Raw genomic sequence first — 19,959 nt, 5'->3', positions numbered from 1 at the left:
CGTTATCTTATGTTTTGATAACGTACAGCTTTTTTAAATTTCAAATATTAGTTTGTCCATTGAGTATGGAATGTACCTTCTTTGTCTTTACGCTCATAAGTATGCGCACCAAAGTAGTCACGTTGTGCTTGAATTAAGTTAGCTGGTAAGTCTGCACTTCTGTAACTATCATAGTAGTTAATACTTGCAGCAAATCCAGGAATTGCGACACCGTTTTGAACACCCATTGCGACAACGTCACGAAGTGCTTGTTGATATTCAGTAACGATTTCTTTAAAGTAATCATCAAGTAGAAGGTTTTGTAAGTTTGCATCTTTATCATACGCATCTTTAATTTTTTGTAAGAATTGCGCACGGATGATACAACCTTCACGCCAAATCATCGCTAATTCACCCAGTTGTAAGTTCCATTCATTTTCTTCACTTGCAGATTTCATTTGATCGAAACCTTGTGCGTATGAGCAAATTTTACTCATATATAACGCACGACGAATTTTTTCTAAAAATGCTGCTTTATCACCAGTGAACGCCGCTTCAGGACCATTTAATAATGATGAAGCATGAACACGTTGTGCTTTTAATGATGAGATAAAACGTGCAAATACAGATTCAGTAATAATTGTCAGTGGCGCACCAAGTTCTAATGCGTTAATTGAAGTCCATTTACCTGTACCTTTTTGGCCTGCTTTATCCATAATTTTTTCAACAAGGGGTTCGCCATTTTCATCAAGTTTTGTGAAAATATCACCCGTAATTTCGATAAGGTAACTTTCTAATTCTCCAGTATTCCACTCTTTGAATGTTGCTGAAATTTCTTCATGATCCATACCTAATAAGTTTTTCATCATGTTGTAACTTTCGGCGATCAATTGCATATCTGCATATTCAATACCATTATGAACCATTTTTACATAGTGACCTGCACCATTTGGCCCAATATATGTGACACAAGGTGTGCCGTCTGCTGCTTTAGCTGAAATAGAAGCTAAAATATCTGCTACTTTTTCATAAGCTTCTTTTTGACCACCTGGCATCATTGAAGGTCCAGTAAGCGCCCCTACTTCGCCGCCTGACACACCTGTACCAATGAAGTTAATACCACTTTCAGCAAGTGCTTTATTACGTCGAATGGTATCTTGATAGTTTGTATTACCACCATCGATTAAAATATCGTCTTTATCTAGTAGTGGCAATAATGTTTCGATTGTCTTATCTGTTGCTTCGCCTGCTTTAACCATCAATAAAATTTTACGTGGTTTTTCAAGTGATTGAACAAATTCTTCAATGGAATAAGTTGGAACGATGTTTTTGCCTGCTGATTCTTTGACCATGAGATCTGTTTTGTCAGACGAACGATTGTATACTGAAACGCTGTATCCGCGTGACTCAATATTCCATGCCAAATTTTTTCCCATAACCGCTAAGCCGATTACACCAATTTGTTGTGTCATATTCTACTTACCTCTCTTATTATAAATTACGGGTTAATTGTATCATATTATATGATTTCAAACACTTATACTGCGCAAAATTACGCAATCTCTATTAGTTTCAATACGTAACTTACAAGATTTTCTAATGATTGAATTGCAATTGATTCATTGGTTGTATGAATGGCTTCATAGCCAACGCCAAGGATAACAGTTGGGATACCGAATTGACTGATAATATTACCATCTGAACCGCCACCCCCAATTGTTGGTTCGCCAATCAGGCCAATAGATTTTGCAGCGATTTGTGCTTTTTGGTAAACAACTTCATCTTCAGTAACTAAAAATCCTGGATATGCAAGTTCTGTTGAGACTTCTGCATCACATCCAAATGATTTTGCAGTGTCTTCAAATGTTTTACGCATATGCGCAGTTTGAGCCATAATTTTTTCTTCTGAATGTGATCGTGCTTCTGCCCAAATATTCACAAGATCCGTCACGATATTCGTTGGACCACCACCTTCAAATTTCCCAATATTGGCAGTCGTTTCATGGTCAATTTTACCGAGTTTCATTTGACTGATTGCTTTGGCAGCGATATTGATGGCACTATTACCTTTGTCAGGTGTGCTAGCATGTGCTGTTTTACCATGAATCGTCGCTTTGATTTGCATTTGATAAGGTGCGCCAATGGTAAAATTACCGACCGGTACGGCAGAGTCAATCGCATAGCCGTATGCTGCATCTATATCATCTGGGTTCAATGCTTTTGCACCGACTAAACCAGATTCTTCACCGACTGTTATAACAAACTGAATTTGTCCGTGTGGCAAGTTATTCTCTTGAATGATGTGAAGCACTTCTAAAATTGTAGCAAGTCCAGCTTTATCATCTGCACCTAATATCGTTGTGCCATCAGATTTAATAACACCATCTTCAATCACTGGTTTTACCCCTTTACCGGGTACAACCGTATCCATGTGACTCGTAAAATAGATTTTTTCTCTCGTGTTATCTGTTGCAGGAAGTGTGCAAATTAAGTTGTTTGCTCCGAATCCTGTCTGTGCTTTTGCGTTATCTTCTTTTACAATCAATCCAAGTTGTTCAAATTTACCTTTTAAGATTGGTTGAATCGTTTCTTCATGACCCGTTTCAGAGTCAATTTGAACTAACTCTAAAAAAGTATTTACTAAACGTTCTTGATTTATCATGCATAAGTCCCCCTTTTTAAATCATTATAAGTGTATCGAAAATTGAACGTTTTGCAAAATGTATATGTTTCAATGTGACTTGAGAAATATATTTTAAAGATGTTATAATTTGTGTTAATACTAAACATGAATCAACATATAAGGTAAATGGAGGCAATTAAACGTGCAAAACAAGAAGTTTAGAAAAGTATTGCTTATTGTGATGTTGTTAGCAATTATCGTATCACTAATATTAACAGGCGTTGCGCCATTATTAAGCATGTAGTGACTGAAATATAGAAGGATGCCCATTTAATTGTTTGGGCATCCTCTTTTTACACTTCTTAAATATTAGTTGACTTCATGATATAGCTTGAGTGATCCGAAGTTTGACTTAATATTTAAATAAGCTTCTGTGTCGTATAAAATTTGAATAATACTCGCACGTGTATGCAGTGCATCATGAGAATCTGGCAAAGGTAAGTCGTCTATTTGCAACCTGATATCATACAACATGTGTAAACGCATTGCGGTATAGTTATTTTCATTCACATTGTCTGCCATTTCTTTAAAAAGTTGTGCTACTTTTGGAAGTAAAACATCATCCACTGTCATATGATTCAAATTAAAATGAATTCGTTGGAGAATGTCCACTTGATCTTGGCGCATATCAAAATAGTGATAAAAACTATTTTCATTTCTGACAAAGTGATTTTTAACATCACGAAAGGCAACTGATTTCGCTTTTCGAATCGTTAATAACAATTGATCAAATGACAAGTCACATGTGGGTGTATCTTTTGAGCACATCGTGCTGTATGCATAAAATATATGACGTATTTGTGCTTCAATATCATTTTGATAACTTGTCAATTCTTTTTCGAAACTTGGCATAAACGTATTCATGATAAAGGCGATAGAAAGTCCTATTAATAACAGCATCATTTCATTCAAAACTAAGTTAATATCAATCGTTGTAGCATTAAAAAAGTGCAGTAAGATAACGATGCTTGTCACGACACCTTCTTGCGTATTAAACATAACAGTAAGTGGAATAAAAAATAGCACAATAAGACCTAGTACCCAGGCATGTTGCCCAAGTAATGGAAAGATGGTGGCACCGAATCCCATAGCAATCATACAGGAGACAAGACGAGACCAAATGGCTTTAACGGAGTTCATTTTAGTGTCCTTTATGCATAGAACAACTAAAATGGCACTAGATGCATAATTATCTAATCCCATTAGTTTGGCGATAATTACACCTAGTGCCATACCGACCGCAGTTTTAATCGTTCGCCACCCAATTCGATATGGATTCAAACGTAACATACGGTCCACTCCTTACTCTGCTACACAATATTTATCAAATAAACGTTGCAATTGCGTAATAACATCCATTGTGTCGTGACCTTCGATTTGATGGCGCTCAATCATTTCAGTGATTTTACCATCTTTCATCAAAGCGAATGAAGGACTTGATGGTGCATAACCTTCAAAGTAATCACGTGCACGTTGTGTTGCTTCTTTATCTTGACCTGCAAATACTGTAACCAAGCGATCAGGTAATACATCATAGTGTAAAGCATGTTGTGCTGCTGGACGCGCCATACCACCGGCACAGCCACAAACTGAGTTGATCATCACAAGTGTTGTACCATCTTGCTTGAATACATTATCTACTTCTTCTTCAGTTGTTAATTCTTCGTATCCAGCTTTCACCAAATCTTCACGTGCTTGTTGAACAACATTGTTCATATATAAATCGAAACTTAAGTCCATTGTATCTACCTCCGTTGTTGATATAATTTCATTTTACTAAAGGTTTCATATCAATTCAATTTCTGAATCTCTTAAATTCATAAATTGTTGCTTAATAAATCGAAGTTTGATCCAATGTCATATGCTCAATTTGTTGTTTTACATCATTTAAAAACATACCAGCTTGAAGCCCGTCTAATATACGATGATCGATTGAAAGGCATAAATTCACCATATGACGTATCGCAATCATGTCGTTGACAATGACAGGTCTCTTAACAATTGACTCCACTTGTAAGATGGCTGCCTGCGGATGGTTAATAATGCCCATTGAACTCACTGATCCAAACGTTCCTGTATTATTGACAGTGAATGTGCCACCCGTCATGTCTGATGTCGTTAATTGATTGTTGCGCACTTTCATAGCTAGTGTATGAATCTCTTTCGCAATACCTTTGATCGATTTTTCATCAGCATGATGAATCACTGGCACATATAACTGGTCGTTATGCGCAACAGCAATAGAAAGATGAATACCATCATGAATCACAATTTCATCATCTTTCCAAGAACTGTTTAACATAGGGTATTTCTTTAAAGTTTCAGCGACTGCTTTAATAAAAAATGCAAAATAGGTTAAATTGTAGCCTTCTTGTTCTTTAAATGATGCTTTGTAATGTTCTCGTGTTTTAACTAATTCAGTGGCATCAACTTCAATTTGCATCCAAGCATGTGGAATTTCTTGCACACTTTGTGCCATTTTATTTGCGATTTGTCGTCGTACTCCGTTAACAGGTATCGTTTTCTCAGCTCGGCTATTATTTGAATCATTAGTTGTCTTAGGTTTATCGCTTAATTCTTTGTTTTGCGTTTGTTTGTTGTTTTCAATATAATGCATCATGTCTTTTTTAGTAACACGGCCATTAAAACCTGTGCCAGGTACTTGATTCAAATCTATTTCATATGCCGATGCGAGTTTGAATACAACGGGTGAATAGCGTCCGTTATTTTTCTCAGCAGCTGACTGACCAGGCTGCGTTGTAGATTCAAGTGATTCAGATGCTGGTAAAGATGTTTCAACTAACATATGATTTTCTTCATGTTGTGTACTATTTTCGACCTCTATCGAACAAATCACTGTTCCGATTGAGACGATATCTCCTGGTTCAGCGTGAAGTGCTGTTACAACACCGGCAAAAGAAGAAGGCACTTCAGCTGTCACTTTATCTGTAATGACTTCGCAAAGCGGATCATATTCTTCTACACGATCACCGACACTTACAAGCCATTGTTCAATCGTACCTTCATGTACACTTTCACCTAATTTTGGCATTTTAATATCCATGGATTTGCCTCCTTTAATATTCAGCAAGTTCGCGCATTTTATTTTTAATTTTTTCAGTGTTAATCATAAATTCATCTTCTAATGGTGGCGAGAATGGCATAGCAGGAACATCTGGTCCGGCTAAACGCATAATCGGTGCATCAAGTTCAAATAAACAGTTTTCAGCAATAATAGCGGCTACTTCTGACATTACACTGCCTTCCAAATTGTCTTCAGTAACAAGTAAACATTTTCCAGTTTGTCTTGCTCGCTCGATAATGGTTTCTTTATCTAATGGATACACGGTACGTAGATCAACAATTTCAACGCTGATTTGAGATGACGCTAACTCATTTGCAGCTTCTATACAATAATGCACGGCAAGACCGTAAGTAAATACTGTGATGTCAGTACCCGTACGTTTCACATCTGCTTTTCCTAATGGCACAGTATAATAATCGGTTGGAACTTCTTCTTTTAATAATCGATATGCTTTTTTGTGCTCGAAAAATAGAACTGGATCGTTAGAAGCAATTGCAGCTAACAACAGTCCTTTTGCATCGTATGGATTAGATGGTATGACCACTGTTAATCCGGGTGTTGAGGCAAAGACACTTTCAATACTTTGTGAATGATACAGAGCACCGTGTATGCCACCACCAAAAGGGGCACGAATTGTGAGAGGGACTTGCCAATCATTGTTTGAACGATAACGCATTTTGGCTGCTTCACTTATAATTTGATTTGTTGCAGGTAAAATATATTCAGCAAATTGAATTTCAGCAATTGGACGTTTTCCCATCATAGCTGCACCAATCGCCGAACCGACGATATTCGACTCTGCCAACGGTGTATCTAAAACACGATAGAGACCAAACTTCTCTTGTAGACCAGCAGTTACACCAAAAACACCGCCTTTCTTACCCACATCTTCACCTAAAACAAAAGTTTGTGAGTCTTGCTCGAGTGCAATCGTTAAGGCATCTTTTATCGCTTCAAGATAAGATATTTTAGGCATTGAAAGGACCTCCCTCTTCATAGACATATGTGTATGTTTCTCTTACTTCAGGATATGGGGCTTGTTCTGCACGCTTTGTCGCTTCATTCACAATTGTTTTATGCGACTGTTCGATTTCGTCAAACCATGTGGCATCAGCAATGTGATGATCAAGTAAGTATTTTTTGAATCTTTTATTACAGTCGGATTCCTTATCCGCTTGTTTAATCGCTTCATCTCGATAGCGATCATCATCATCTGACGAATGTGGGGTTAAGCGTGTGCACATCGCTTCAATCAAAGTGCCTCCTTCACCATTTAGTGCACGTTCGCGCGCTTCTGTAACGGCTTGATACACAGCAATTGGATCGTTACCATCCACTGTTATTCCGAACATACCATAACCTTTTGCACGATCAGACAATTTTTCTGCACCGTATTGTAGGTCTTTGGATACGGATATCGCATATTGATTGTTTTCAATAATGCATATAAATGGTAACTTGTGAACACCAACAAAGTTGAGACCTTCATGAAAGTCTCCTTGATTTGAACTTCCTTCACCAAGTGTCGACAGTGCAACTTGTTGTTTTTGATCCATTTTAAAAGTGAGCGCTGCACCAATCGCATGTAATAGCTGTGTCGCAACTGATGACCCTTGTGACATAATACCAATTTCTTTTTTACTGAAATGTGATGGCATTTGTTTACCACCTGAACTGATATCATCTCGTTTACCAAACACAGAATACATCGTTTCTAAAGGCGTGATACCTAAATATGTAACAAGTGCAAGATCTCGATAATAAGGAGCAGTAATATCCCCTTTTTTTAATGCATAGGCAGTGCCTACTTGTGTTGCTTCTTGTCCTTGACAACTTATAACAAAAGGAATTTTACCTGCACGGTTTAACAACCACATACGTTCATCAATTTTACGTCCTAAATCCATACCTTTATATATTTCTAGCAAGTCATCTTTTTTCAATTGTGTATGTTTATAGTCCAACATAATATTTCCTCCTATTTTTATAGGTGAATGGATTGATTTTCATATTTCAGACCCATTTCCATTAACAACTCTGACATCGAGGGATGCGCATGCGTTGCCATGCCGAGTTCGAGTGCAGAACCATTTAAAAACTGTAAAACGCTCAGTTCATTAATTTGTTCAGTTACGTTTTGACCCACTAGATTAGCGCCTAGAATAGAGCCATTCGAACGGTCAACAATGAGTTCAGCAAAACCATCTGGTATATCAGGTGACATAATGAGTGCTTTGCCATTTGTATTAAATGCTGCTTTTACTGATTTAACTTGGTAACCTTTTTCCTTTGCAGATTTTATTGTCAGTCCGATTGAGGCAATCTCTGGGCTGCTATAAATACATTTTGGCATGTTTGAATAATCGATTGGTAATGGGTCTTGTTGAAACATGTGTTCAACGGCAATCACACCTTCCTTCGCACCTACATGAGCCAGTTGCAGTTGTCCGATGACATCACCTGAAGCGTATATGTGTGATGCTTTCGTCTGCATGTAAGGATTTGTTTGAATCGTCTGCTGTTCAGTAATTTCAACTTCAGTGTTATTCAAGCCGATATGTTCAATATTCGCACGACGTCCGATTGCAACAAGAGCCATTTCGGTTGTAAAAGATTCATCTAGCTCAAATTCAATCTCTGTTTGTGTTACGGTCGTATTCTGATCATTCAAAGCAATTCCTTTATGAAATACAACACCATTTTTAGTAAGGGATGTCAATAAACGTTCAGTGACAGCTTGGCTATCATTGATCACAATGTCATCTTCTGATTCGATGATATGAACTTGGACGCCAATTTGACTGAAAAATGATGCAAATTCAAGGCCAATAATCCCTGCCCCGATAATCGCAATTGATTTTGGTAATGCTGTCATTGATAAAATATCATCACTCGTAACGATGCGTTCGTGATCAATCGGCAAGAACGGTAAAGTAATCGGTGAAGATCCCGTTGCGATTAATACGTAATCATTTGGGATTAAGTCCGATTGCCCATCTTCATAAGTGACAGCAACTGTACCACTTTGAGGTGAAAAAATAGATGGGCCGAGAAGTCGACCTTCTCCATGAAATATATCAATATTTTTTTGTTTGATAAGTTTTTGTAAACCTTGATACATCGCATCTACAATGCGTTGTTTTCGTAATTGAACTTTTGGAAAATCAAAGGTAGGTTTCGAAGCGGAAATGCCGTAGTGTTCGGCGTGTTGGATTAGTTGATAGGTATCAGCTGATTTCAAGAAGGATTTCGTTGGGATACAACCTTTGTGTAAACATGTACCGCCTAAATGGGATTTTTCTACAATTGCTACTTTCTTTCCTAACTGTGTGGCTCGGATGGCTGCTGAGTAGCCACTAATACCACCACCAAGTATGACTAAATCATATTTATCGTGTGTCATTCTATGTCTCCCCTAACGATAAGTCGTGACAAAATTGTATGTGAACCTATGTTTTATCATACAAACGTCAGTCCTTTTATTATTTAGAGTCGAGTGCTCGTTCAATATGACTGGGATGCTTTACATTAAGCGTTAAAGTATCGATTCTTTTCAAATTTACTTTTTAATAAGCAACTCGATTGATTCAGTATACTTCTATTAAAATAAATTTACAAGAAATATCCTAGATGGTTGATAGGAATTAACTTTATACATTTATTGAATAAATGATGAGTATCATGATGTTTTATAGGATTTATAAGAATAAAGAAAAAATTATTTGCGTTGGATTGAGATATTATCAATTTTTGAGTAGGACAGAAATCTTTGTTTATAATCTTTGTAGTGCACTAGAAGTTTTATTTTTACAATATAAATGAAGAAGCCGAACACTATGGCCCAGCTCCTTCATTTATGTTTTTTAAACTGTATGGTTATGTTCAATCATTTCTTTGGCGCTTTGTTTTGTTAAATCGGTCACTGCCGCACCTGAAATCATTCGTGCGACTTCCTCTATACGATCATCGCCTGTCACCTCTTGTACAGATGTTGTGGTCCTATCATCTTTTTCATGTTTTGAAATGTAAAGATGATGGTCACTCATTGAAGCAACTTGTGGCAAGTGAGATATACAGATAACTTGAATAACTGAAGCAATCTGTTTCATTTTTTCAGCCATCTTTTGCGCAGCTTGACCTGAGACGCCCGAATCCACTTCATCAAAAAGGATTGCTGTTTGTCCACGAGAACGGACAAAAATACTCTTTAATGCCAGCATAATACGTGACAATTCTCCACCACTTGCAATCTTGTTTAAACTTTTGAGCGGTTCCCCTTTGTTAGGACTAATTAAGAACTCAATATGTTCAATACCATCTTTTTGTGGTTTATCATATGGTTTGAAAGATATTTCTAAGTTAGCGTCTTTCATTTGTAAGTTTTGAATTTCTCGTACAATATGGTCACGCAACGTTCGTGCAACTTGACGTCGCTCATGTGATAATTTTTTACCGTCAGCCATAAGTTTCTCTGATAATAGTTGAATATCTGCACGCAATTGTGCTGTTGATTCTTCATAATTCTCTATTTTATTAATTTCATCTTCTAATTTTGATTGATACGTGATTAATTCAGGAATATCTTTGCCATATTTACGTTTTAAATTATTTAATAAATTCATGCGTGATTCAAGTTCGTTCAACATCTGTTCATCAAACTCGTTCTGATTCATTTCGTCATAGAGTTGATGTTTTGTATCTTCTAACAAATAGTAGAATTGATCAACTTGTTCTTTAAGTGTCGCGTAAGTATCAGGCAATATTTGATCAATATTTTGTAATTGTGTACTGAGTTCATATAGACGGTCTGTGATGGCATGTTCATCCGTTAATGTGACATAAGCATTATTCAATGCAAGACTCAATTGTTCTGAATTTTGAATACGTTTAATATCGACTTCTAATTGCGTAACCTCATCCTCTTGCAGTTTCGCTTCTTTCAATTCTTCATATTGAAACTTCATCAAGTCTAAACGTTGTAAGAGCGCTTGGTCAGCAGATTCTAATTCTGACAACTCAGCCAATTTTTGACGATGTGTTTCGAACGTATCTTGATAAGTTGTCAATGCATCATGATAGGCGCCATCTGCATATTTATCAAGTAGCTCTACATGATATTTTTGCTTAAGTAACGCTTGGGTTTCATGCTGTCCATGTATATCAAGCAACTCTTGCATTACTTGTCGTAAATCATGCAATGTTACTGTTTGATTATTGATTCGGCAGATGCTTTTTCCAGAATTAAATATTTCACGCTTCACGATTAAAAAATCTTCATTAATATCAATACCTAATTTACTCAACATATGAACGGCTTCTTTCGCATTATCGATATCAAATAGCCCTTCAATTATTGCTTTCTTCTCACCATGACGTACAAAATCTGAAGATGCACGCATACCGATAAGTTGTCCGATTGCATCGATAATAATCGATTTACCTGCACCAGTTTCACCACTCAGTACTGTTAAGCCATCAGAAAACTGAATTTCAAGTTCATCAATAATTGCAAATTGTTTGATTGATAGACTTTGTAACATGTGTATCTCATCCTTATAACATATTGAATATTTGCGTCTTTATCGTTTCTGCATCTTGTTTACTGCGACAAATGATGAGACATGTATCATCACCACAAATCGTGCCGAGCACTTCTTCCCAATCAATTTGGTCTAAAATAGCACCGATTGATTGGGCATTACCTGGTAGAGTTTTCAATACGAGTAAATTATCGGTGCCATCAATTTTTACAAATGAATCCATCAAGTAACGTCCAAGTTTTTCAAGCGGGTGGTAACGACGGTCATTTGGCAAGCTATATATATATTCTCCTGTTGGCGTTGGCACTTTTATAAGTTGTAGCTCTTTAATGTCACGTGATACCGTTGCTTGTGTGACATTCATGTCAAAATGATTCAATCGTTTTACGAGTTCATCTTGTGTCTCTATTTGTTCATTCGAAATAATTTCTCTTATTTTTATGTGTCTTACTGATTTTTTAGGCATAATATGCACCTCGTAACGAATATTTATACAACGATTTTAGCACAACTTGAGTGATTATCATACTGTCTGGCGTTTTAAAAGTAATGACTCAAGATAGAACACCAAGCTTTAGAATCATCCTATCTAAAGCTTGGCGCCTATTATAAATTAAAAATCTCTTTTATTATGTCATAGTGATATAATACATGTTCATCTTTTTTTGAAGGTGCCAAGTATACCAATTTGTTATGTCTCAGCCCATTCCATTCCATTCCACAAATTAATATCTATATGATTTTTACGGTTTTTAATATATAGCATACACATTCCTAGTAAAGCTTACACCATGATAAGAGTCGAATCACACAGCCCTATTTATTATTTTTAAAGTTCTAATTTTATTCACATATAATGGTTAGAACTTGATACTTGTGAAATCCAGTGTTGATAAAGTGATTCGTATTTTATCACGATTGATAAGGTCAATTAGAAAAGAGAGGCCGGACATTATAAATGTCTCAACCTCTGCTTAAGCATCAATTATTTTAATAGCGTTTTTACTGATTGTTCGATAGATGTTGCGTCTAATCCAATATCTTGTAGAATGCGATCAACATCGCCGTGCTCAATATAGATATCATCTATACCTAGACGTTTGAGTTTGTTTCGATACGCATGATCTGTCAAGAAGTTACTAACCTGACTACCTAAGCCACCGTTTAGCATGTTTTCTTCCACAGTAACAATTGGTATATTGGCGTTACCAAGTTCATGTAACATCTCTGTATCCATTGGTTTAATGTAGCGAGCATTGATCACTGTCGCATTGATATTGTTTGCTTCAAGTGATGCAGCTACTTGTTTGATTGTTTCCACCGTTGGACCATAAGCGATAAGTGCGACATCTGTACCGTTGCTTAGTTTTTCCCAACGGCCAATTGGCAATGCGTTACGTTCATCTTGAATTTCAACGCCCAGACCATTTCCACGAGGATATCTAATTGCGATTGGACCATCTTGATATTCCATCGCTGTATAGACCATGTCCTTCGCTTCATTTTCATCTTTTGGCATCATTACAACCATATTTGGAAATTGTGTCAAAAATCCGATGTCAAATACACCTTGATGTGTTTCACCATCAGCACCGACGAGTCCAGAGCGATCAATACCAAATATCACATTTAGTTTTTGACGATCCACATCGTGTAGTACTTGGTCGTATGCACGCTGCAAGAATGTTGAATAGATGGCAACATATGGACGCATACCTTCCATTGCTAATCCAGCAGCCATAGTGACCGCATGTTGCTCGGCAATACCGACATCAAAAAATTGTTCGGGTAACTCAGATTGAAACTTTGTTAGTTTTGAACCGACTGGCATCGCAGGTGTTATTGCAACAACTCGCTCGTCTTCACGTGCATATGATAAGATTTCATCTGACATAAGTTGGCTCCAAGAAGGCCCTTTTGGCTGCCCTTTAATCTGTTCACCTGTATCAAGTTTATAAGGTCCAAGGCCATGCCATGTACCGATCTTATCATTTTCTGCGGGATGATAGCCTTTTCCCTTCTTTGTCACAACATGAATGAGCACAGGCTTGTCAATGGAATCAGCAGTCTTAAGTGCATGCTCTAACTCTTCATAGTTGTGACCATCAACAGGTCCGATATAACGGATACCTAATTCTTCAAAAAATGCACCATCTACAACGAGATATTTCAAACTATCTTTAAGTCTATCTGCTGATTCTCGTAGTCGACTTCCCCCAGGCAATCGACTGAGAACAGTCTCTGCATCAACTTTCAGACGGTTATATCCTTGGTTCATTCGAATACGACCTAACATATTGTGCATAGCACCAACATTCGGCGCAATACTCATTTCGTTATCATTTAAAATGATAGTCATATTTGTACGATCATGACCAATACTATTTAAAGCTTCTAATGCCATTCCACCAGTAAGTGCCCCATCACCTATAATTGGTACGATATGATTAGAATGCCCTAAAATATCTCTCGCTTTTGCCATCCCCATTGCAGCTGAGAGCGATGTGGAACTATGACCTGCTTCCCATACATCGTGCTCTGACTCTCTTAATTTTGGAAAACCGCATAATCCTTTATATTGTCTTAATGTATCAAATTGATTTGCGCGCCCTGTCAATATTTTATGGATGTAACTTTGATGACCAACATCCCAAATGATTTTATCAATCGGACTTTGGTAGTGTTTATGTAATGCTATTGTTAATTCTACAACACCGAGATTTGCTCCAATATGCCCACCAGTTACAGAGCAAGTCTCTATGAGAAATTGACGTATATCATGGCTCAGTGTTTCAAGTTCTTGTACAGAAAGACTTTTTAAGAATGACGGATCCTTTATCGTTCGTATATCCATATTTATATCACCCTTTATCTTTGTCTCTTTCGATTATAACACCCATTGATCTGTCGAGATAGAAACAAATTAATTTTGACGTTGATAAAAAAGCTTTAATAAATAATCAAGGTCTGTTGTGTTATATTTTTGAGACAGGACAGCTAATATTTCCTCTGCGTCAGCAACATGGCGTGCGAGAATTGTTTCGGCTTCAGCACGACCTAACAATGTTACATACGTTGATTTATTATTTGCATCATCACTGCCTGTTTGTTTACCTAATGCTTCAGTCGTCCCATACTGATCAAGCAAGTCATCTTTGATTTGAAAAATGATACCTAAGTGATTGGCGAACTGAAGCAATTGTTGTTGTTCATTTTCATTTGTGTTTGCAATGATTGTTGCAGCATGTACCGCGAAACGGATAAGCGCACCTGTTTTATGAAGATGAATTTGTTCAAGAACGGAGAGTGGAACGTCTAGGGATTCACTTTGCATATCTAAAGTTTGCCCACCAACCATACCACGGTGTCCACTTGCATCGCTTAATGATGAGATTAATGCTACACGTGTTTCCGCTGTTAGTGAATGATCGTTACTTACACATTCAAAAGCTTTCGTTAACAGAGCATCACCAGCAAGAATTGCCAACCATTCTCCATATACTTTATGATTGGTTGGTTTACCACGACGTAAATCGTCGTTATCCATTGCAGGCAGATCATCATGAATTAATGAATACGTATGAATCATTTCAAGTGCAACGGCTGTCTGCATGCCTTTTTCATATTGATTAGGTTGAAGCATATTTAACGTTGCTAAAAGTAAAAGAGGTCGTACGCGTTTGCCACCAGCTTCTAAAGAATAGAGCATACTCTGTTCAAGGTCTGTATTCAATTTTGACGCTTCTATACTTGCCATCAGCGTGTCATTAAAAGTTGCTAATAATTTATTCAGACTTTGATTCATTTGTATCATCAGCCTCATCTTCAATTAATTTTGACACTTTATTCTCAGCTTCTTTTAAAGTTTTTTCGCATGCTTTTGACAATGCCATACCCTTTTGGTAGAGAGCAAGTGATTCTTCTAAAGAAACCGTATCATTATCCAATTGTTTTACGATATTTTCTAATTCATGCATCATTGTTTCAAACGATTGGTTATCTGTTGTCATCTTCACACCTTACCCTTTCAATAATGGCGTCCACCTGGCCATCTTTCATTGTAATTTCGATTTGTGCGCCTGTTGTTAAATCATGACTACTTGTTACGACGTCTCCTTCTTTTTTGATGATAGAGTAACCACGTAACATTGTTCGAGTTGGACTTAAGTTATCAAGCGAAGTGATTTGTTGAACAAGCAATTGACGTTTTTGAGTGATGAACTTTTTCATTTCACGATGGAGTTTTTCTTGCGTTTGACTCACTGTTTGTTGATCACGTTTAATTGCATCGTGTAAATGGCGTACATAAAAACGTTGTTCTATGAGCTTTAGGCGTTGTTGTTGTTTCTGGATGATATTATCCATTGCATTATGAAGCGTGCGATCCAAATCATCTCGTTTTTGAATATGTTGTTCATAGAGCAGTGTGGGTTGTTTGAATTTGTAATAATCTTGATATCGTGCTAATGACTGTCTCGCATGTTTTAAATATTGGTTGATATAACGTTGTAAATAATTTTGACTTTTTTCTAGTAATTGATAGAGCTCCTGCTGATCCGGTGTTGCAATCATAGCTGCTTGTGTTGGTGTGGCTGCACGAACATCTGCAGCATAGTCGCTGAGTGTCGTGTCTGTCTCATGTCCAACAGCTGAAATGACAGGCGTTTTACAATCGAATATGGCCTTTACGACAATTTCTTCATTAAAACTCCATAAATCTTCAATTGAACCACCACCACGACCGACAATAATCGTATCAACATCTAACGAATCCGCATACTTCAACTTATCAACAATATCTTCAGCCGCATGTGTACCCTGAACAAGTGCACTAATTTTAACTGGTTCAACGAGTGGATATCGACTTTGTAATGTATTTAAAATATCTCGTATCGCTGCCCCTGTACTAGCTGTAATAATTGCAATTTTTTTTGGATATTGTGGTATCGGTTTTTTATGTGCTGCGTCAAAATAACCTTCTTTTACTAATTGCTTTCTCAACTGTTCATACTTTTGATACAGATTTCCTACGCCATCCAATTGCATCTTATTTACGTAAATCTGATAACTGCCTCGGCGTTCATAGACTGAAACACGCGCTTCAACGATGACTTGGTCTCCTTCTTTGGGATCAAAGTCGAGTTGATTTGCGACAGCTTTGAACATCATTGCACTAATCACACTATTCTCATCTTTTAACGCAAAATAAAGATGTCCACTACTGTGACGTTTGAAGTTAGATAGTTCCCCTTTTATCAACACGGATTGCAGATGAGGATCCTGATCAAACTTGTATTTTATATATTTGGTTAATGCTGAGACCGTTAAATATTTTTCCATGATATCACTCTATCTTAGTTAATATTACTTAATACACCATTGACAAACTTATGGTGATCGTCATCAGAGAATTGCTTTGTGAGCTCTACTGCTTCGTTGATAATCACTTTAGGCGGTGTTTCACTGTGAAGCAACTCAAAAGTAGCCATTCTTAAAATAATACGATCAGATTTAAGTAAGCGCGGAATTGTCCAGCCATTGAGATGTGGTGAAATTTTGTCATCTAAAACAGGCTCATAATCTTTCACGCCAGAAACAAGCCATTGAATAAAGTCGAAATCGAGATCTGGATAGTCATCTTTGATAAAGCTAATCGCTTCTTCAATGGTTAAATCGGAATTTTTCATTTCTAGTTGAAATAAAGTTTGGAATGCCTGGCTTCTCGCTTGTTTTCTACTCATGTTAATGCTCCATTCTGTCGATATTAGCTTTTAGGTTTTCCCATATCAATGTGTGTTATGTGTACATTGACTTGTTTAGGTGTTAATGCTGTCATTGTTTTAATTGCGTTATGAATTGATTCTTGAACTTTTAGCGCAGTATCAGAAATTTTAACACCATATTTTAATGAACAATAGACGTTAATAATAATTTCATTTTCAGATGTTTCTATTTTTACACCTTTGCTTAAATTTTTACGGCCAAGTCGTTCTAAAGTTGAATTTTTCTTATCTGAAAACATACCTTGTACACCTTTAATTTCCGACGCCGCAATGCTTGCGATTACTGAGATGACTTCTGGTACAATTTCCACATTACCGAGATTCGGATTGTAATTTTCTATTGATTTTGTCATTGATTAAACCTCCGATTTCTTTATTAATCTTCCTTCATCACATCATGAATATCTAAAAATTTTGTATTATATTTGCCACTTCGGAATACGGGATGTTGCAGTAGACGAATATGGAAAGGAACCGTTGTATCAATACCCATAATGACAAACTCATTGAGCGCACGTATACTTGTCTGAAGTACTTCTTCTCGTGTCTCTCCATGAATAATAAGTTTAGCTACCATTGAGTCATAATACGGTGGAATTGCATAATTCATATAACAAGCCGAGTCAATTCTCACGCCATAGCCACCGGGGGTTAAATATTGTGTAATCGTACCGGGAGATGGCATGAAATTTTTGTACGGATTTTCTGCATTTATACGAAATTCCATCGCGTGTCCATTAATACAAACATCTTCCTGCTTATATGGTAACACGTCTCCCATCGCAACTTTAAGTTGAAGCTTCAATAAATCTATACCAGTGACAACTTCTGTAACTGGGTGTTCAACTTGTATACGCGTATTCATTTCCATAAAATAGAACGCATCGTCATCTAGGTCATAGATGAACTCTATTGTTCCAGCATTCGTATATCCGACAGCTTTTGCCGCACGAACAGCCGCCTCGCCCATTTCTTGGCGTTTAGATGTCGAAAGAATTGGCGACGGTGCTTCCTCAACGAGCTTTTGCATACGTCTTTGGATCGTGCAATCTCTTTCGCCTAAATGGATTACGTTACCGTGTTCATCACCGATAATTTGAATTTCAATATGACGAAAGTTTTCGATGAATTTTTCAAGGTACAATCCCCCATTACCGAACGCTGTCTCTGCTTCTTGTTGGGTCATCTTATAGCCATTTATGAGCGATTCTTCATCATGAGCGATACGAATCCCTTTGCCGCCACCGCCGGCAGTCGCTTTAATGATGACGGGGTAACCAATTTTGTTAGCTGTTTCAATTGCGTGATCTATCGTTGTTACAAGCCCTTCGCTACCAGGAACAACAGGCACATTGGCGCGTTTCATCTCTTCTTTTGCGACATCTTTGATGCCCATCTTTTGAATCGCTTGATAGCTTGGTCCAATAAACTTAAGTTGAACTGCTTCACATAATTCAGCGAAGTCACTATTTTCTGCTAAGAAACCATATCCAGGATGGATACCATCACATCCAGTAGACGTTGCAATTGATAAGATATTAGGAATATTTAAGTAAGAGTCTTTTGATTGCTTTGGTCCAACACAGTAGGCTTCATCAGCTAGTTGAGTATGTAATGCATCTTTATCGCCTTCAGAGTATATCGCTACTGTTTGAATCCCCAATTCGCGGCATGCACGAATAATACGTACTGCAATCTCGCCACGGTTTGCTACTAATACTTTTTTCATACTATCTCACCTTGAATAACGCTTGGCCATACTCAACCATTTGTCCGTCTTCCACAAGAATTTCGGCGATTTCCCCACTCACTTCTGCTTGAATCTCATTGAATAGCTTCATTGCTTCAAGGATACAGACAGTCGTTTCTGGATTGACCTGATCTCCGACTTGTACGTATGGACTTTCTTCAGGTGAAGGTGCTTTATAAAATGTACCAACCATTGGTGCACTGATTGTTTTCAATTCTTCAGTGACATCTTGTTGTACTGGCAATGTTTGTTCTATTGGTGAAGGTTCTGGATTGACTTGTGCAACATTTGGCACAGATGCAGCTGTTATTTGTTGCGTAATTTTTTCTTTTTTTAAACTGATTTTTGAATCTTTATTTTCAATTTTAATTTCAGTCAAATTCGACTGATCAAGCATTTCGATTAGTTCTTTTATCTCATTAAAGTTCATATTGGTTACTCCCTCAATAATGATTTGTATCTTCTCATTTTACTTGAGCGAGTAGGCCAATTCAAGCAAAGTCATAATTGATAGGTGTTAACCAATGTCGAAAAAACTGGGAAAGTCAAATGAAAATTTGATTTTCCCAGTTGCTTGATTATGAACGTGAAACGTAGCTTCCGTCAGAAGTATTAATCACTAAAACGTCTCCTTGGTTTACGAAAAGTGGTACGTTTAATGAATAGCCTGTTTCAACTGTTGCTGATTTTGTTGCACCTGTTGCAGTGTCACCTTTAATACCAGGTTCAGTTTCTGTTACTTCAAGTTCAACTGTTTTTGGTAATTCAACGCCAATTGTTTCGCCTTCATATGTTTGAATATGAACATCCATGTTTGCCTTCAAGAACTTCAACTCATGCTCTAGATAAGATGTAGAAAGTTCAGTTTGTTCGAAAGTTTCGTTGTCCATAAAGATATGTGTATCGCCATCAGCATACAAGTATTGCATGCGACGATTTTCAATCATAGCAGGTTCAACTTTTTCGCCGCCACGGAATGTTTTTTCTTGGATGGCACCAGTACGTAGGTTACGTAATTTTGATCTTACGAATGCAGCCCCTTTACCTGGTTTAACGTGTTGGAATTCTAATACTTTCCAAATACCATTATCAACTGAAATGGTAAGTCCTGTTTTAAAATCATTTACAGAAATCATAAT

19 protein-coding genes and 2 pseudogenes are annotated in these 19,959 nt (G+C 37.1%); 1 reads left to right on the top strand and 20 read right to left on the bottom strand.

All coding sequences use genetic code 11. The annotated features are described in order from the left end of the window. Window positions 1-47: 47 nt before the first annotated feature. Window positions 48-1,451, bottom strand: coding sequence for an NADP-dependent phosphogluconate dehydrogenase (gene gndA / locus C7J88_RS02460; protein ID WP_095116881.1), 1,404 nt, complete (start codon window positions 1,449-1,451; stop codon window positions 48-50). A gap of 80 nt (window positions 1,452-1,531) precedes the next feature. Beyond that, entirely contained in the window at window positions 1,532-2,641 is a 1,110-nt protein-coding gene (locus C7J88_RS02455; RefSeq protein ID WP_095116879.1) for a M20/M25/M40 family metallo-hydrolase, read from the bottom strand. A 163-nt stretch (window positions 2,642-2,804) separates the two neighbouring features. Here C7J88_RS02455 and prli42 point away from each other — a divergent pair, with 163 nt between their 5' ends. Beyond that, window positions 2,805-2,906: a stressosome-associated protein Prli42 gene (gene prli42 / locus C7J88_RS10395; protein ID WP_157728689.1), complete on the top strand. Its 102-nt coding sequence runs from the start codon at window positions 2,805-2,807 to the stop codon at window positions 2,904-2,906. A 65-nt stretch (window positions 2,907-2,971) separates the two neighbouring features. On the opposite strand, the gene C7J88_RS02450 is transcribed toward prli42, so the two are convergent. The 18 genes and pseudogenes from C7J88_RS02450 to efp form a co-directional block, all read right to left on the bottom strand. Continuing rightward, window positions 2,972-3,952, bottom strand: a complete 981-nt coding sequence (locus C7J88_RS02450; RefSeq protein ID WP_095116877.1) for an aromatic acid exporter family protein — start codon at window positions 3,950-3,952, stop codon at window positions 2,972-2,974. A gap of 12 nt (window positions 3,953-3,964) precedes the next feature. Further along, entirely contained in the window at window positions 3,965-4,402 is a 438-nt protein-coding gene (gene brxB / locus C7J88_RS02445) for a bacilliredoxin BrxB (protein WP_095116875.1), read from the bottom strand. A 91-nt stretch (window positions 4,403-4,493) separates the two neighbouring features. Then, window positions 4,494-5,180 (bottom strand): annotated as a pseudogene (locus tag C7J88_RS10745) (dihydrolipoamide acetyltransferase family protein); the annotation flags it as partial. An 81-nt stretch (window positions 5,181-5,261) separates the two neighbouring features. After that, window positions 5,262-5,726 (bottom strand): annotated as a pseudogene (locus C7J88_RS10740) (biotin/lipoyl-containing protein); the annotation flags it as partial. 13 nt (window positions 5,727-5,739) lie between these two features. Continuing rightward, window positions 5,740-6,723, bottom strand: coding sequence for an alpha-ketoacid dehydrogenase subunit beta (locus C7J88_RS02435; RefSeq protein ID WP_095116870.1), 984 nt, complete (start codon window positions 6,721-6,723; stop codon window positions 5,740-5,742). After that, window positions 6,716-7,714 carry a thiamine pyrophosphate-dependent dehydrogenase E1 component subunit alpha gene (locus C7J88_RS02430; RefSeq protein WP_095116868.1) on the bottom strand — a complete coding sequence of 333 codons (999 nt, stop codon included), beginning with the start codon at window positions 7,712-7,714 and terminating at the stop codon, window positions 6,716-6,718. Before C7J88_RS02430 ends, C7J88_RS02435 begins: the two co-directional genes overlap by 8 nt. Before the next feature lie 17 nt (window positions 7,715-7,731). After that, window positions 7,732-9,150, bottom strand: a complete 1,419-nt coding sequence (gene lpdA, locus C7J88_RS02425; protein ID WP_095116866.1) for a dihydrolipoyl dehydrogenase — start codon at window positions 9,148-9,150, stop codon at window positions 7,732-7,734. Window positions 9,151-9,610: 460 nt separating this feature from the next. Beyond that, on the bottom strand, window positions 9,611-11,287 hold the full coding sequence (gene recN, locus C7J88_RS02420; RefSeq protein WP_095116863.1) for a DNA repair protein RecN: 1,677 nt from the start codon (window positions 11,285-11,287) through the stop codon (window positions 9,611-9,613). 13 nt (window positions 11,288-11,300) lie between these two features. Then, complete coding sequence (gene ahrC / locus C7J88_RS02415; protein ID WP_095116860.1) at window positions 11,301-11,753, bottom strand: transcriptional regulator AhrC/ArgR; 453 nt, start codon at window positions 11,751-11,753, stop codon at window positions 11,301-11,303. Between the two features lie 519 nt (window positions 11,754-12,272). After that, on the bottom strand, window positions 12,273-14,141 hold the full coding sequence (gene dxs, locus C7J88_RS02410; RefSeq protein WP_095116857.1) for a 1-deoxy-D-xylulose-5-phosphate synthase: 1,869 nt from the start codon (window positions 14,139-14,141) through the stop codon (window positions 12,273-12,275). 69 nt (window positions 14,142-14,210) lie between these two features. Then, entirely contained in the window at window positions 14,211-15,092 is an 882-nt protein-coding gene (locus tag C7J88_RS02405; protein ID WP_095116854.1) for a polyprenyl synthetase family protein, read from the bottom strand. After that, complete coding sequence (locus C7J88_RS02400; RefSeq protein ID WP_095116851.1) at window positions 15,073-15,297, bottom strand: exodeoxyribonuclease VII small subunit; 225 nt, start codon at window positions 15,295-15,297, stop codon at window positions 15,073-15,075. The genes C7J88_RS02405 and C7J88_RS02400 overlap by 20 nt, the downstream gene beginning before the upstream one ends. After that, the gene (xseA, locus tag C7J88_RS02395) at window positions 15,284-16,627 is read right to left on the bottom strand and encodes an exodeoxyribonuclease VII large subunit (RefSeq protein ID WP_095116848.1); all 1,344 of its coding nucleotides are present in this window, start codon (window positions 16,625-16,627) and stop codon (window positions 15,284-15,286) included. Before xseA ends, C7J88_RS02400 begins: the two co-directional genes overlap by 14 nt. Before the next feature lie 14 nt (window positions 16,628-16,641). Then, entirely contained in the window at window positions 16,642-17,028 is a 387-nt protein-coding gene (nusB, locus tag C7J88_RS02390; RefSeq protein WP_095116845.1) for a transcription antitermination factor NusB, read from the bottom strand. A gap of 23 nt (window positions 17,029-17,051) precedes the next feature. Further along, the gene (locus tag C7J88_RS02385; RefSeq protein WP_095116842.1) at window positions 17,052-17,423 is read right to left on the bottom strand and encodes an Asp23/Gls24 family envelope stress response protein; all 372 of its coding nucleotides are present in this window, start codon (window positions 17,421-17,423) and stop codon (window positions 17,052-17,054) included. A 23-nt stretch (window positions 17,424-17,446) separates the two neighbouring features. Beyond that, complete coding sequence (accC, locus tag C7J88_RS02380) at window positions 17,447-18,799, bottom strand: acetyl-CoA carboxylase biotin carboxylase subunit (protein ID WP_095116840.1); 1,353 nt, start codon at window positions 18,797-18,799, stop codon at window positions 17,447-17,449. Window position 18,800: 1 nt separating this feature from the next. Further along, window positions 18,801-19,250: an acetyl-CoA carboxylase biotin carboxyl carrier protein gene (gene accB / locus C7J88_RS02375; protein WP_095116838.1), complete on the bottom strand. Its 450-nt coding sequence runs from the start codon at window positions 19,248-19,250 to the stop codon at window positions 18,801-18,803. A 148-nt stretch (window positions 19,251-19,398) separates the two neighbouring features. Beyond that, a complete protein-coding gene (efp, locus tag C7J88_RS02370; RefSeq protein ID WP_095116835.1) occupies window positions 19,399-19,956 on the bottom strand; it encodes an elongation factor P in 558 nt (185 codons plus the stop codon). Between the last annotated feature and the right edge of the window lie 3 nt (window positions 19,957-19,959).

Source organism: Staphylococcus muscae (genome assembly GCF_003019275.1).
Taxonomy (GTDB): Bacteria; Bacillota; Bacilli; order Staphylococcales; family Staphylococcaceae; genus Staphylococcus; species Staphylococcus muscae.
This window is presented reverse-complemented; position numbering and strand designations above follow the sequence as displayed.